Genomic DNA, 13,263 nt, shown 5'->3' with positions numbered 1-13,263 from the left:
CGTCAATACACCCTGGCCTTCGGTGCGATCTTGGCCGGGTTGATACCGCCATTTTCTTCCTTTAGCAGCAGTTCGGTGTGCACGGGCCGATAGCTGAGCGTCACCTCGCCGTCTTCGCTCACCTTGGCAAGAGTGTGCTTGCGCCAGACCTTGTCGTCGCGCGCCGAAAAATCCTCCCGCGCATGCGCGCCACGGCTCTCCTTGCGCGCCGCGGCGCCGTGGACCGTGGTGATGGCGTTGGCCATTAGGTTTTCCAATTCCAGCGTCTCGACCAGATCGGAATTCCAGATCATCGAGCGATCGAACACTTTTATGTCCTTGAGCTCGCCCCAGATCCGGGAAATGCGTTCGCAGCCACTGTCCAGCGATTCCTGGGTGCGGAACACCGCAGCGTCTTCCTGCATCGCCTTCTGCATCTTCTCACGCAGTACCGCGGTCGGCGTCGAGCCGTTGGCGTGGCGCAGCCGATCGAAGCGGTCCATGATCTTTTCGACCGAGGCCTCATTGGGCGAAGGGATCGCCGAATTGCGGTCGATGACCTGGCCCGCGCGGATCGCCGCCGCGCGGCCGAACACCACAAGATCGATCAGCGAGTTCGAACCGAGCCGGTTGGCGCCGTGCACCGAGGCGCAGCCGGCCTCGCCGACCGCCATCAGCCCCGGCGACACCTGGTCGGGATTGAGCGTTGTCGGGTTGAGCACCTCGCCCCAGTAATTGGTCGGCACGCCGCCCATATTGTAGTGCACCGTCGGCAGCACCGGGATCGGCTCCTTGGTCAGGTCGACGCCGGCGAAGATCTTGGCCGATTCCGAAATGCCCGGCAGCCTCTCGTGCAGAACGGCAGGATCGAGGTGGTCGAGGTGCAGGAAAATGTGGTCCTTCTTCGGGCCGACGCCGCGGCCTTCGCGGATTTCCAGCGTCATGCATCGCGAGACGACGTCGCGCGAGGCAAGGTCCTTGGCCGACGGCGCGTAGCGCTCCATGAAGCGCTCGCCTTCGGAATTGACGAGATAGCCGCCCTCGCCGCGCGCCCCTTCGGTGATCAGGCAGCCGGCGCCATAGATGCCGGTCGGGTGGAACTGCACGAACTCCATGTCCTGCAGCGGAAAGCCGGCACGTGCCGCCATGCCGCCGCCGTCGCCGGTGCAGGTGTGCGCCGAGGTCGCCGAGAAATAGGCGCGGCCATAGCCGCCCGTCGCCAGCACCACCATCTTGGCCGAGAAGCGGTGGATGGTGCCGTCATCGAGGTTCCAGGCGACGACGCCGGTGCAGGTGCCGTCCGGCTCCATGATCAGGTCGAGCGCGAAATACTCGATGAAGAACTGCGCGTTGTGCTTCAGCGACTGGCCGTAGAGCGTATGCAGCATGGCATGGCCGGTACGGTCGGCGGCGGCGCAGGTGCGCTGCACCGGAGGGCCTTCGCCGAAATTCATCATCATGCCGCCGAACGGCCGCTGATAGATCTTGCCTTCTTCGGTGCGCGAGAACGGCACGCCGTAATGTTCGAGTTCGTAGACGGCGGCGGGCGCCTGCTGGACCATGTATTCCTGCGCGTCGATGTCGCCCAGCCAATCCGAACCCTTGACGGTATCGAAGAGATGCCATTGCCAATTGTCGGGTCCCATGTTCGCAAGCGAAGCGGCGATGCCGCCTTGCGCCGCCACCGTGTGCGAGCGGGTCGGGAACACCTTGGTGATGCAGGCGGTGCGCAGGCCCTGTTCGGCCATGCCGAGCGTGGCGCGCAGGCCGGCACCGCCGGCACCGACGACCACCACGTCGAACTTGTGGTCGACATAAGTGTAGCCAGCGCTGTTGGCTTGTTTTGCGTCCTTGGCCAACTCAGCCTCCGAATGTCAGCTTGAGCAGGGCGAAGATCGAAGCGACGCCGACCGCTATGGGAAAAAATGTGTTGAGCGCGATCAGCGCCAGCTTGATGCCCTCGCCATGCACGTAATCCTCGATGATCGCCTGCATGCCGAGCCGCATATGGGTGAGCCCGGAGACGAGCACCAGGGCCATCACCAGCGCCACGAACGGGTTGGCGAGCGCTGTCCGCACTTCGGCATAGCTTGCGCCGTTGAGCGCGATCAGGAAGCCGACGAAGAACAGTATCAGTGGGATGTTGGCGATCGCGGTCAGGCGTTGGCGCCAGAAATGTCCGGTGCCCTCGCGGGCGGACCCGAGGCCGCGGACCTTCGCCAGCGGCGTGCGCATGTCGGAGTTGTTGCCGCTCATGATCAGGCTCCTCGCGCCATATAGCCGGCGATCCAGATCAGCAGCGTGAGCAGGATCGATCCGGCCAGCGTCGCCCAGGCGATCTTCGAGGCCGAGTGCTTCTCGAGGCCGGCGCCGGTGTCCCAGACCAGATGGCGCACGCCACCCAGCATGTGATGCATCAGCGCCCAGGTGTAACCGAACAGGATCAACCGGCCGAGCCAGGTGCCGAAGGCCCAGCTGACCCAGTCGAAGGTCGCCTGTGAGCTTGCCGCCGCCATCAGCCACAGCGCGACCAGCAGCGTGCCGAAATACAGCGCGCCGCCGGTAATACGATGGATGATCGACATCGTCATCGTGATCGGCGGCCGGTACACCGTGAGGTGCGGCGAAAGAGGTCTGGCGCGGGTGGCTGGTGATTTGCTCATGGCTCCCCCAGTTCGGCGTCTCCTGCCTCAGGTGGAAATGCGGCATTGCCGCTTCCGGCTGCGACTTCGGACAGCCGGTTTCTAATGCTCTTTTTGCACCGCGTCAAAGCCGGAAAACCGTTTCGAAAACGTAATTTAGTCTGACTAAAAATCTGGCTCGGGCTTCAATCGATTAGGCGCTCATGATCTGAAGCCGGCTCGATATCGCTGCAGTGCAGCATGTCTGGCCCAAGGCTGGCCGTATTGAGATTCGCGCTAGCGCTTGCAGGTCACCGGCGTCGAGCCCGCCTTCATGACCAGCGCCTCGCGACCGTCGATCACAATCGCGTCATGCGCCTGCTCGTAACGGCTGTTCTGGTTGGCCGGCGAGGCCTGCAGATCCTCGCTGGCGCCGTCGGAACCGGCGACATGCACCGAGGTACCGAGATTCTCGATGGTTATCCTGCCGCCGTCGGCACAGCTGTAGGTCGCGGTACGCGGCTGCGGCGCGGTCACGTCGGTGACGGTGCCACCCGCCGAGAGTGCCGGCGAAGCCAATGCGGCGATCTTGTTGCCGGCCTTGGGCTCGTTGCCCTGCGGCACGCAGGCCATGGCGATCAGAAGCGGCGAAAGGGCAAGCGTTGCCCGAAACGTCCGGCCTAGCGCCATAGGCTGTCCTCCCGCGCGGCGAATCAGCCGCGATGCTTTGCCAAGATCAAGGTCATCCCGACGCCGAGACGGACGCCGACCGCGATGGTGCGGCCAAGCATGGCCGAATGATGGCCACCGGGCTTTCCATCCAGTCGGATATTAACGGATATTAACCATGTTTACCGAGACATCACCGCGAAGCGCGTCAGCCTCTTAACAAAGGTTAAGAAAGCGTTAATTTCCGATTCGAGGAGGCTTTCCTCAAGACACGGAGGACGCCATGCGTTCGAATTCGGGCAGGTCGCGCCTTGCGGCGCTCATAGTGGCGGCATCGGTCGTCGGCCCGGCAGCGCCCGCGCTCGCCGGAACACGTCATCAGGATCGCGTCTACGCCGATTCCTTCGGCAATCTCGTCATCGACAGCGCCGCCGGCTACAAGCGCATTCTCGTCGGCAAAGGCAGGCTGGCCAAGCAACTGTCCGACTACACCAGCGCCGGCCAGCCCAAGGTGATCTACGAGAACGAAGCCGACGAGATATCAGGCTACAGCGATTGCTACCGGCCGCCGGTGTTGGTGAAGGGCCGCTCCTATATGTACGGCCTTTCCGACGGCGAGATGCCGGAACTCAGCCCCTGCCGCTAGACTCTTCGTTTGGACGCGATTCCCAGGGGAAAGCGCTAGGCTCCTTTCTCAGAGGAAAGCGCTAGGCGCTTTTCCCGGGAAGACCGTTTCACACTTTTCCTGGAATTGCTCTGGCTTCCATCCCGGCTGACGACCCGTTGCCGGCCGGCCCGGCGGAGACGCGTACGCAATCGCGCCCGGCATTCTTCGCCTGGTAAAGCGCCTGGTCGGCGCGCCGCATCAGATCGGCAAAGTCTTCGCTCGGATGAAGCTCGGCGACGCCGAAGCTCGCGGTGCAGCGGTTGTCCGCCGGCAGCCCGTCGATGGGCAGCGCGCCGAAAGCACTGCGCGTGCCCTCGGCGAACAGCCGGGCGGCGGCAAGATTGGTTCCCGGCAGCATGATGGCGAACTCCTCGCCGCCGACGCGGCCGGCGACATGATGGCCGGCGGCCGCCTCGCGCAGGAAGCCGGCGAAGGTCTCGATCACCCGGTCGCCGGACGCGTGGCCGAAACTGTCGTTGACGCTCTTGAAGTGATCGAGGTCGGCGATGACCAGGGCGACCGGCACGCCTTGCCGCATCGCGCCCAGCACCGCCAGCTCCGCATGGCGGGTGAAGCCGCCGCGGTTGAGCAGGCGCGAAAGCGTGTCGGTCTCCGATTTCGACGTCACTTCGGCAAGCACGTCGCGGACCAGGATGGCCAGCATCAGCAGCGCCAGCGCCAGCGCAAACACAGTGCCGAGCGACTGCGACACCAGCGCGTAGCTGCTTTGCAGATAGGCTTGCGGATTGGCGCCCCAGCCGCCCAGCGCATGCGCGATGAACGGCTTGGAGGCAAACTGCAGGCCGCAGGCCGCCAGCACCGCCATCAGGATGCGGTCGAGACGGGCGAGGCTTTGCCTCGACGACCAGACGATGGCCAACCCGACGAACTGCATGACCGCATAGGGAAGCTGGTAGGCAATCATGCGCACCAGCGACTGGCGCGGCAGGTCCTGCACGAAATACACAGCTATGGCCGAGGCGACCAGGGACAACAGCATCGGCAGCCAGGGCGGCGTCACGCCGTATTTGCGGGCAAGTCCGCCATTGACCGCAATGGTCGCGCCAAGGAAAACCGCGAAGGCGGCAACGACCGGGAGCCGCGCGTCGGAGAAAGCGGGAATGCTGAATTCGATCGCCGAATAGGCCATGCCCAGCAGGTAGCCAAACGCCAGCAAACGCGCCGGCGCACGGCCGACGTCATGAAACGCGACCGCCATGAAGGATGCCGCCAGCAGGCCGGCAACCGACAAATTGATCAACAGGATGAAGTTGGCGCCGCTCATGTTCTTCCCGCACCCGTCCCGACAGCTAAGCATCGACGGGCGAAGAAGACGTTAACGCCAACTCGTCTGGACAGGGTCAGCCTGTCTTGAGCGACGCCGGCACGAACGCCGTTTCCGGCCTCTCATAGGACAGGCGCACGCTGTCGCGGCCATTCTTCTTGGCCTTGTAGAGCGCGTCGTCGGCACGGCGCATCAGCGGCTCCAGCGTCTCGTCACCGCTGCGCGCCGCCACGCCGAAGCTGGCTGTCACCTTCGTCCCGGCAGGAAGCCCGTCGACATGACCGGCCGAATAAACCGTGCGCACCGCCTCGGCGAACAGCCGCGCGGCGGCGAGATCGGTGAGCGGCAGCAGCACGGCGAATTCCTCGCCGCCGATACGCCCGGCAACACCGCGCGCACCCGCCGCCGACCGAAGCTTGGCTGCGAAATCGGCAATCACCCGATCGCCCGACGCATGCCCGTGCGCATCGTTGAGCGCCTTGAAATGATCGAGGTCGGCCAGCACCAGCGCGACCGGGAAACGGGCCGTGGCGCAGTGCCGCAGGAGCAGCATGCCGCGTTCCTCGAAGCCACGCCGGTTGAGCAGGCCCGACAGCGGGTCGGTATAGGTCTCGGTCTTCAACGCTTTCATCACGTCGAGCGCGGCGGCGGAGAACAGGCACAGTGCAATGAGCAGCGACAGCAGCGCGTGCGACAGAAGCGCCGTCGTCCAGTAGGACGAGCCATAGAAACCGTCATAACTGGTGAAGGGCCCGTGCGCGATGACGACGACAAGGGTGCGCACGAAGAAGTTGACGCCCGACAGCAGCGACAGCACGAACAGGATTTTTTCGGTCGGACCGTTGTTGCGCACCGGGCGCAGTTCGGCGGCGACCAGAAGGCTGATACCGCCGAAAGCGAAATTCATCGCCAGGATGCGCCAGGTGAGATCCGGCGCGACGAACAGGAACCAGCAAAACGACGCCAGGCCGCCGCCCGCCAACACGCCAATCCCCACATAGGGCACCTTGCGGCCATGGCGATGGACGATGGCGCTGGACAGGCAGCAGCCGGCGATGGTGAAGCAGATGTTCGAAGCCAGCTTGGTCAGCGGCATGCCGATCGGCAAGGTAAAATACTGCAGCAGGAAGCCTACCGCCGAAAGACCGTAGCAGATCGCCAGCACAGCCAGATAGGGGCGGTGGCGTTGATAGGACCATAGCACGAGGAACGCGGCGCCGAGCGCCAACGCTATCGTCGGGTTGAGCAGCGCTATGAGCAGGCCCGTGTCCAAACGACTGTGATTTCCCCGCTTACGTCGGGAAAGACTTAGAGCGCAAGCGCAAACAAGCGGTTAAGCGAAGGCGAATATGTGAACGAACCGGTTAAAAAAAGCCCCGGAGCCGCAAAGCGCTCCGGGGCCTGGTATTCGCACGAAGCCGGCGCTTCCTGCTATTTCCACTCGCGGATGTCGACGAAGTGCCCTGCGATCGCCGCCGCCGCCGCCATCGCCGGCGACACCAGATGGGTGCGGCCCTTGAAACCCTGGCGTCCCTCGAAATTTCGGTTCGAGGTCGAGGCGCAGCGCTCATGCGGCTTCAGCCGGTCGTCGTTCATGGCAAGGCACATCGAGCAACCCGGCTCGCGCCAGTCGAAGCCGGCGGCGATAAAGATCTTGTCGAGGCCTTCGGCTTCCGCCTGTTCCTTGACCAGGCCGGAACCCGGCACGATCATCGCATCGACATGCGGGCTGACCGTCTTGCCTTCGACCACCTTGGCAACGGCGCGCAGGTCCTCGATACGGCCATTGGTGCAGGAGCCGATGAAGACTCGATCGAGCGAGATATCGGTGATCTTGGTGCCCGGCGTCAGCCCCATATAGTCGAGCGCGCGCTGCTTGGAGGTGCGCTTGTTTTCATCGGTGATGTCTTCCGGGTTCGGCACGATGCCTTGCACCGACACGACATCCTCGGGCGACGAGCCCCAGGAGACGATCGGCGGCAGCTTGGCCGCGTCGAGCACGATCACCTTGTCGAAATGCGCGCCCTCGTCGGACTGCAGCGTCTTCCAGTATTCGAGCGCCGCATCCCAGGCCGCGCCCTTCGGGGCGCGCGGCTTGTCCTTGACATAGGCGAAGGTCGTCTCGTCGGCGGCGATCAGGCCGGCGCGCGCGCCGCCTTCGATCGACATGTTGCAGATCGTCATGCGGCCTTCCATCGACAGCGCACGGATCGCCTCGCCGGCATATTCGATGACATAGCCGGTGCCGCCGGCGGTGCCGATCTCGCCGATGATCGCCAGGATGATGTCCTTGGCGGTGACGCCTTCCGGCAGCTGGCCGTCGACGCGCACCAGCATGTTCTTGGCCTTGCGCTGGATCAGCGTCTGCGTCGCCAGCACATGCTCGACCTCGGACGTGCCGATGCCGTGCGCCAATGCTCCGAAAGCACCATGGGTCGAGGTGTGGCTGTCACCGCAGACGATGGTCATGCCGGGCAAGGTGAAACCCTGCTCCGGACCGATGATGTGGACGATGCCCTGGCGGATATCGTTCTCGGAATAATATTCGACGCCGAAATCCTTGGCGTTCTTGGCCAGCGCCTCGACTTGGATGCGGCTTTCCTCGTTCTTGATGCCGAACTTGCGCTCGGGCGAGGTCGACACATTGTGATCGACCACGGCCAGCGTCTTTTCCGGATGCCGGACTTTTCTGCCGGTCATGCGCAGGCCTTCGAAAGCCTGCGGGCTGGTCACTTCATGGACGAGGTGGCGGTCGATATAGAGCAGGCAGGTGCCGTCATCCTGGCGGTCGACGACATGGTCGTCGAAAATCTTGTCGTAGAGGGTGCGCGGTGCGCTCATGTGCGTAAATCCGTCGATATGAGAATGGGAAAGAGCATACGCCTGACTTTCGGCCCGGCGAAACGACCTGGACAGGTCGGCCTAGCTAAGCCGGCTGGTCAGCGCCCCGGACACGCGCGCGGAGAAGCGCGACGGCAGGCGTTTCCTGTCCTGCAGCACGAACCCCTTATAGGCCGGATCGCCAAAAAGCTCTTCCATGGCGTGGCTCATACCAATGTTTTGGCTTTTCGGCAATTGCGTGCCTTCGCGGAACCTGGTTCCTCGCCCCACGAAATGGGGGGATCACTGTCTGTCCTTCTTGAATTCGAACAGCTCAATGACGTTGCCCGACGGATCTTCAAGCAGAATAGCCCGGCCCGCACCGCCATCGCTGATGTTCCCGCGGAACGTCACGTCGGCCGCGCGCAATCGGTTGATCAGGGCATCGAGCCCCTTGGTTACGACCATGAACCTGTTCCACCCGCCTGGCTCCGGATCACCGCCGGCCTGACCACCGCTTCCCGCACCTGGAGCGCTGAGATACAGGGTAAGGTCGTCGCGAAGCAGCGCCGCGAACTTGCCAGGATTGTGCATTTCGACCTTGAATTCGAGATTATCTCGGTAAAATTCTACCGCCTTGTCTATGTCGGCAACGATATAACGGACGGACGCCATTCAGCCTTCTCCTCTTGTGCCGAATTACCGCGGCGGCGCCATAACCCGCTTTCGCAGTGAGGCGCAGCCTCACGCTTTCGGAACGCACTGACTTGCCCATAGTTCCGGCCGATGGGTGCTTGGATGCCGAAGACCAGGCTTCACTCCGCTACAGGATTTCGAACACAAAAGTCTTCACCAACGCATCCGGCTCGGCGATCGCATAGCAGCGGAACCATGGGCTTTGCTCGACCGCCCGCCATTTTTTCATCTGTTCCAGCTCGTCGAACACGGCCTGAAAGCCGCCGCTCTCAAACACCTGGTCGCGCACGGTGAAGATCGCATGCCCGCCCTGGCCGGTAATGCGCACCAGTTCGTGCAGGCCGGATGCCGGCGCGTGGCTGATGGTGAACACGCCGGTCGAGAAGAAGGCGCGGAAATGGCCGTCCGGCCATGGCAGCGGACCGCCGAGCATCGCCTGTTTCAGCTCGCTGTAGGCATTGCGGCTGCCGGCGATCTTCAGCATGTCGTCGGAAAGGTCGAGCCCGGCAATGTCGCGGTAGCCGAGTGCCTTCAGCGACGGCCCCGACAGGCCGGTGCCGCAGCCGGCATCGAGCAAGGGCCCATCGCCCGCCGGCACATGGCGCGCCACCCAGGCGGCGATCAGGAAAGGCAGGAGATACCCGAGCGACGCGGTTTCGCTGTCGTAGGTCGCGGCCCATGCGGCATAGGCCTCTTCAAGCGCCTCCGGCGTGTCGGCCGTATAGACCGAATCCAGCGCCGCATTGGCTTTGTCGACAATCATGGGACCTCCTCAACGAATATGCCGGTAAGGATCGTAGCGCCGTCCTGGCCCGAAAACTATTGCTCGTGCTGACGATGCAGTCGCTGTTCCAGTGCCCGCAAGGCCAAGGACAGGCCTATCGTCAGGATGAGATAGATATAGGCCACGATCGAATAGGTCTCGAAGAAGCGGAACGAGCCGGCGGCATAGACCTTGCCCATCTGCGTGATGTCGGCGACCCCGAGCACCGAGACCAGCGAGGAATCCTTGACCAGAGCGACGAAATCATTGCCGAGCGGCGGCAGGATGGTGCGGATGGCCTGTGGGAACACGATCAGCCGGAAGCGCTGCGCCCGGCTCAACCCGAGCGCCTTCGCCGCCTCGATCTGTCCTTTCTCCACCGCCTGGATGCCGGCCCGGAAAACCTCCGAGATGAAGGCCGAATAGCCGATGGTCAGCGCCATGATGGCGCGCCACAGCAGCGAAACGTCGCGCACCAGAAGCTCGCCGAACAGGCCGGCGTTTTGCAGCGGCGCGGTCAGCGCGTTCCAGGCCGCGACGAAAGCCGGTGCACCGACAAAGGCGATCCAGAACAACAGCACCAGGATCGGCACGCCACGGATGATCTCGACATAGAAGCGCGCGATCTGGCGCATCAAACGCGAGCCGGACATTCCCATCAGCGCGATACCGAGGCCAATGACCGAGGCCAGCACGAAGGCGATCACGGTGACGAAGATGGTGATGCCGATGCCCTTGGCAACGGTGGCGAAGACCTGGGCGTAGAGGTCGCTGGTGGCGACGAAGACGGCCACCGCGATCGCGATGGCTACGGCAACGACGAGCCACCAGGGGAAGTCGGCTTTGGAGGAAGCGGGGGGCATCAATTCCCAACGCTGGTGAACGGCTGCCCTCGCAAGGGCAGCCTATCTCCCCCTTTGCGGGGGTCCGCAAGGGGGGAGATTGGCAGCTTTGCCAACCACGCCTGTTGCTTGGCGTTTGCGATTAGCGAAAGCGGCAACAGGGCCTACTGCCCCATCTTATAATCAAGAAACCACTTCTTGTTCAGCGCTTCGAGCGTCCCGTCGGCCTTCAACGCGGCGATGGCCGTGTTGACCGGCTTCACCAAATCCGAACCCTTCGGGAAGATAAAGCCAAAATCCTCGGTGCCGAGCGGCCCGCCGATCAGCTTCAGCTTGCCTTCGGAAGCATCGACATAGCCCTTGCCCGCGGTGCCGTCGGTCAGCACGACATCGACGTCGCCGGATTTCAGCGCCTGCACCGTCGCACCAAACGTCTCGAACAGTTTGATGCGCGGGTTCTGCTCGTTGCCGTCGAGCACGCTGTAGACGGCGGTGTAGAAGGGCGTGGTGCCGGCCTGCGCGCCGACCAGCCCGTCCTTGAAGGCGCCGAAGGTCTTGGCGTCGGTGAAGCGGCTTTCATCGCCGCGCACCAGCATGAACTGTTCCGAACGCATGTAGGGGTCGGAGAAATCGACCTTCTCCTTGCGGTCGTCCTTGATGGTGATGCCGGTCATGCCGATGTTGTACTGGTTGTCGGAAACCGCCTGGATCATCGCGTCCCAGGAGGTGTTTTGGTACTCGACCGTGAAATTGAGCCGCTTGGCGATCTCGTTCATCGCGTCATATTCCCAGCCGATCTGCTTGCCGGTCTTGGCGTCGATGAACTGCAGCGGCGGATAGGCGTTTTCGGTCACCACCACCACTTTCTTGCCGCCGAGATCGGGAAGCGCCTGCGCGAAGGCGGCAACGGGCGCCAGGACGAGGGCAAGCAGGCCTGCCAGCAGCAGTTTCGATTTGGTCATGACACACTCCCCGGGAATTGAATGACCCGGGCATGGCCGGGCTTGCAGGAAAATCCGGCGCCGACTTTAGCTTTCCGCAAGCGTCATGCAAGACGCTCCGCTGCGTCAGTGCACGCGAAAGCGGAATCCAATACCTTCAATCCCGCAATTCGAGAAGGAACAGTGCCGCGGCGGCGATCAGCTCTGGTTCGCGGTGCCGGGATCCGCCTTGCGCAAGCCGGAGACGAACCGCGTCAGGGTGCGGTGCAGGGATTTCAATTCGTCGGCTTCCAGCGGCAGATTGCACAGCATCGCCGCCGGCACGCTTCTGGCCTGCTCGCGCAGTGCCTGGCCCTTCGCCGTCGGCTCGACCAGAACGCGGCGCTCGTCGGCGGGATCGCGACGGCGCGTGACCAGGCCACCTGCCTCCAGCCGCTTGAGCAGCGGCGTCAATGTCGCCGAATTGAGCCCGAGCGCTTCGCCAAGCTCGCCCACCGTGCTTGGTGCCCGTTCCCACAGCGCCAGCATGGCCAGATATTGCGGATAGGTCAGGCCGAGCGGATCGAGCAGCGGCCGATACAGCCGCGTCATCAGTCCACTTGCCGAATAGAGCGCGAAGCAGAGCTGTTGGTCGAGTTTTGCCGCCCCGGCGAATTGCGCCGGGGTTTGCTTGGACCTGGTTGTCGTTTCCGCGGTCATGCTGCCTTTGCCGGAAGCGCCTTTGCCGAAAGCGCCACTTCGATGTTGCCCTTGATGGCGTTGGAATAGGGGCAAACCTGGTGCGCCGCCGATACAAGCGCTTCCGCCGCTGTTTGATCAAGACCTTTCGTTTCCGCCGCGAGCGATACGCCAAGTACAAATCCGCCCTGCGCATTGCTGTGCAGGCTGACATTGGCCGTCACCGAAGCGTCCTGCAGCGGCAGCTTCTGCTTGCCGGCGATGAAGCGCATGGCGCTTTCGAAGCAGGCGGCATAGCCGGCGGCGAAAAGCTGCTCGGGATTGGTGGCGCCGCCCTTGCCGCCAAGCTCCTTGGGCATGGCAAGGTCGAGGCTGAGCAGGCCATCATCGCTCTGGACATGGCCGGCGCGGCCGCCGACGGCGCGGGCTTGGGTGGAATACAATGCAGGCATCTCACTTCTCCATTTAAATAGTGTACGATTGTTTAGTACACGACATAAATCGAGTCAACCGGGAATTTCCTGCCAGGCCCAAAACCGTTCCCCGGGAACGAAAAAGGCGGCCGAAGCCGCCTTTTTGAACATGCTCGTCGAAAATCTTATTCGGCGGTGGCTGCTTCCGCTGCCTTGGCGGCTTCAGCTGCCTCGGCGGCGGCCTTCTTCTCGGCGGCGTCCTGGGCGGCCTTCTCGACGGCCAGAGCCTCGGCGGCTGCCACCTTCTCGGCCTCGATGCGGGCCTTCTCGGCGTTCAGCGCATCGCGCTCCTCGTCGTTCAGCTTGCGGGCGCGCACGCCGGTGTTTTCCGAAATACGGGCCGACTTGCCGCGACGATCGCGCAGGTAATAGAGCTTGGCGCGACGCACCTTGCCGCGGCGCACGATCTCGACGCCTTCGATCATCGGCGAGTAGACCGGGAACACGCGCTCGACGCCTTCGCCGTAGGAAATCTTGCGAACGGTGAAGTTCTCCTGGAAGCCGGCACCGGCGCGGGCGATGACGACGCCCTCATAAGCCTGGACGCGGGTGCGGGTGCCTTCGGTCACGCGGACCTGGACGCGCACTGTGTCGCCGGGCTGGAATTCGGGAAGCTTGCGCTTGGCTTCGATCTTGGCGGCCTGTTCGGCCTCGAGCTGACGGAGAATATCCATCTCAATAGTCCACTTCTTGTTCTTCCGACAGTCAGAGCGTCCGACACTCGCCTTGCAGTTCCATTGACCGCTCGGCTATGCCCTTTGTTCGAGACATTTGTCTTTGAAACATCGGGCAGGGGCGACTACACCGTCATTGTTGACGGGTCCGGCAG

15 protein-coding genes are annotated in these 13,263 nt (G+C 63.3%); 1 reads left to right on the top strand and 14 read right to left on the bottom strand.

What is annotated here, in order from left to right; all coding sequences use genetic code 11:
* Positions 1 to 2: 2 nt before the first annotated feature.
* The 4 genes from sdhA to NKH02_RS15380 all read right to left on the bottom strand — a co-directional run bounded on the left by sdhA (position 3) and on the right by NKH02_RS15380 (position 3,290).
* On the bottom strand, positions 3 to 1,838 hold the full coding sequence (sdhA, locus tag NKH02_RS15395) for a succinate dehydrogenase flavoprotein subunit (RefSeq protein ID WP_352879830.1): 1,836 nt from the start codon (positions 1,836 to 1,838) through the stop codon (positions 3 to 5).
* A 1-nt stretch (position 1,839) separates the two neighbouring features.
* Complete coding sequence (sdhD, locus tag NKH02_RS15390; protein WP_352866268.1) at positions 1,840 to 2,235, bottom strand: succinate dehydrogenase, hydrophobic membrane anchor protein; 396 nt, start codon at positions 2,233 to 2,235, stop codon at positions 1,840 to 1,842.
* A 2-nt stretch (positions 2,236 to 2,237) separates the two neighbouring features.
* Positions 2,238 to 2,642, bottom strand: coding sequence for a succinate dehydrogenase, cytochrome b556 subunit (sdhC, locus tag NKH02_RS15385; protein ID WP_352879829.1), 405 nt, complete (start codon positions 2,640 to 2,642; stop codon positions 2,238 to 2,240).
* A gap of 255 nt (positions 2,643 to 2,897) precedes the next feature.
* Complete coding sequence (locus NKH02_RS15380; RefSeq protein WP_352879827.1) at positions 2,898 to 3,290, bottom strand: hypothetical protein; 393 nt, start codon at positions 3,288 to 3,290, stop codon at positions 2,898 to 2,900.
* A 262-nt stretch (positions 3,291 to 3,552) separates the two neighbouring features.
* Here NKH02_RS15380 and NKH02_RS15375 point away from each other — a divergent pair, with 262 nt between their 5' ends.
* Positions 3,553 to 3,915, top strand: a complete 363-nt coding sequence (locus tag NKH02_RS15375) for a hypothetical protein (protein ID WP_352879825.1) — start codon at positions 3,553 to 3,555, stop codon at positions 3,913 to 3,915.
* Positions 3,916 to 4,003: 88 nt separating this feature from the next.
* Here the strand turns inward: NKH02_RS15375 and NKH02_RS15370 are convergent, their stop codons facing one another.
* From NKH02_RS15370 to rplS, 10 genes are all read right to left on the bottom strand, one after another.
* On the bottom strand, positions 4,004 to 5,221 hold the full coding sequence (locus NKH02_RS15370) for a GGDEF domain-containing protein (protein ID WP_352879824.1): 1,218 nt from the start codon (positions 5,219 to 5,221) through the stop codon (positions 4,004 to 4,006).
* Between the two features lie 76 nt (positions 5,222 to 5,297).
* Positions 5,298 to 6,494, bottom strand: coding sequence for a GGDEF domain-containing protein (locus tag NKH02_RS15365; RefSeq protein WP_352879822.1), 1,197 nt, complete (start codon positions 6,492 to 6,494; stop codon positions 5,298 to 5,300).
* 158 nt (positions 6,495 to 6,652) lie between these two features.
* Positions 6,653 to 8,062, bottom strand: a complete 1,410-nt coding sequence (gene leuC, locus NKH02_RS15360; RefSeq protein WP_352630805.1) for a 3-isopropylmalate dehydratase large subunit — start codon at positions 8,060 to 8,062, stop codon at positions 6,653 to 6,655.
* Between the two features lie 282 nt (positions 8,063 to 8,344).
* Positions 8,345 to 8,716, bottom strand: a complete 372-nt coding sequence (locus NKH02_RS15355) for a VOC family protein (RefSeq protein ID WP_352879820.1) — start codon at positions 8,714 to 8,716, stop codon at positions 8,345 to 8,347.
* 148 nt (positions 8,717 to 8,864) lie between these two features.
* The gene (locus NKH02_RS15350; RefSeq protein ID WP_352879818.1) at positions 8,865 to 9,500 is read right to left on the bottom strand and encodes a class I SAM-dependent DNA methyltransferase; all 636 of its coding nucleotides are present in this window, start codon (positions 9,498 to 9,500) and stop codon (positions 8,865 to 8,867) included.
* Between the two features lie 56 nt (positions 9,501 to 9,556).
* On the bottom strand, positions 9,557 to 10,363 hold the full coding sequence (locus NKH02_RS15345) for an amino acid ABC transporter permease (RefSeq protein WP_352879816.1): 807 nt from the start codon (positions 10,361 to 10,363) through the stop codon (positions 9,557 to 9,559).
* 143 nt (positions 10,364 to 10,506) lie between these two features.
* Positions 10,507 to 11,304: a transporter substrate-binding domain-containing protein gene (locus NKH02_RS15340; protein ID WP_352879814.1), complete on the bottom strand. Its 798-nt coding sequence runs from the start codon at positions 11,302 to 11,304 to the stop codon at positions 10,507 to 10,509.
* Between the two features lie 177 nt (positions 11,305 to 11,481).
* Positions 11,482 to 11,982 (bottom strand): MarR family winged helix-turn-helix transcriptional regulator, encoded by a 501-nt coding sequence (locus NKH02_RS15335; RefSeq protein ID WP_352879812.1) that lies wholly within the window; start codon positions 11,980 to 11,982, stop codon positions 11,482 to 11,484.
* Positions 11,979 to 12,413 carry an organic hydroperoxide resistance protein gene (locus tag NKH02_RS15330; RefSeq protein ID WP_352866288.1) on the bottom strand — a complete coding sequence of 145 codons (435 nt, stop codon included), beginning with the start codon at positions 12,411 to 12,413 and terminating at the stop codon, positions 11,979 to 11,981. Before NKH02_RS15330 ends, NKH02_RS15335 begins: the two co-directional genes overlap by 4 nt.
* A 146-nt stretch (positions 12,414 to 12,559) precedes the next feature.
* On the bottom strand, positions 12,560 to 13,108 hold the full coding sequence (rplS, locus tag NKH02_RS15325) for a 50S ribosomal protein L19 (protein WP_352866290.1): 549 nt from the start codon (positions 13,106 to 13,108) through the stop codon (positions 12,560 to 12,562).
* Positions 13,109 to 13,263 lie beyond the last annotated feature (155 nt).

This window comes from Mesorhizobium sp. M1396, assembly GCF_040317725.1.
In the GTDB taxonomy this organism is placed as follows: Bacteria; Pseudomonadota; Alphaproteobacteria; order Rhizobiales; family Rhizobiaceae; genus Mesorhizobium.
This window is presented reverse-complemented; position numbering and strand designations above follow the sequence as displayed.

What these genes read in the sequence shown, in the direction of transcription:
- NKH02_RS15345 (WP_352879816.1), bottom strand. Translation starts at nt 10,363, where the DNA reads ATGCCCCCCGCTTCCTCCAAAGCCGACTTCCCCTGGTGGCTCGTCGTT.
- NKH02_RS15355 (WP_352879820.1), bottom strand. Translation starts at nt 8,716, where the DNA reads ATGGCGTCCGTCCGTTATATCGTTGCCGACATAGACAAGGCGGTAGAA.
- NKH02_RS15330 (WP_352866288.1), bottom strand. Translation starts at nt 12,413, where the DNA reads ATGCCTGCATTGTATTCCACCCAAGCCCGCGCCGTCGGCGGCCGCGCC.
- sdhD (WP_352866268.1), bottom strand. Translation starts at nt 2,235, where the DNA reads ATGAGCGGCAACAACTCCGACATGCGCACGCCGCTGGCGAAGGTCCGC.
- NKH02_RS15380 (WP_352879827.1), bottom strand. Translation starts at nt 3,290, where the DNA reads ATGGCGCTAGGCCGGACGTTTCGGGCAACGCTTGCCCTTTCGCCGCTT.
- NKH02_RS15350 (WP_352879818.1), bottom strand. Translation starts at nt 9,500, where the DNA reads ATGATTGTCGACAAAGCCAATGCGGCGCTGGATTCGGTCTATACGGCC.
- rplS (WP_352866290.1), bottom strand. Translation starts at nt 13,108, where the DNA reads ATGGATATTCTCCGTCAGCTCGAGGCCGAACAGGCCGCCAAGATCGAA.
- NKH02_RS15335 (WP_352879812.1), bottom strand. Translation starts at nt 11,982, where the DNA reads ATGACCGCGGAAACGACAACCAGGTCCAAGCAAACCCCGGCGCAATTC.
- NKH02_RS15370 (WP_352879824.1), bottom strand. Translation starts at nt 5,221, where the DNA reads ATGAGCGGCGCCAACTTCATCCTGTTGATCAATTTGTCGGTTGCCGGC.
- sdhC (WP_352879829.1), bottom strand. Translation starts at nt 2,642, where the DNA reads ATGAGCAAATCACCAGCCACCCGCGCCAGACCTCTTTCGCCGCACCTC.
- NKH02_RS15340 (WP_352879814.1), bottom strand. Translation starts at nt 11,304, where the DNA reads ATGACCAAATCGAAACTGCTGCTGGCAGGCCTGCTTGCCCTCGTCCTG.
- leuC (WP_352630805.1), bottom strand. Translation starts at nt 8,062, where the DNA reads ATGAGCGCACCGCGCACCCTCTACGACAAGATTTTCGACGACCATGTC.
- NKH02_RS15375 (WP_352879825.1), top strand. Translation starts at nt 3,553, where the DNA reads ATGCGTTCGAATTCGGGCAGGTCGCGCCTTGCGGCGCTCATAGTGGCG.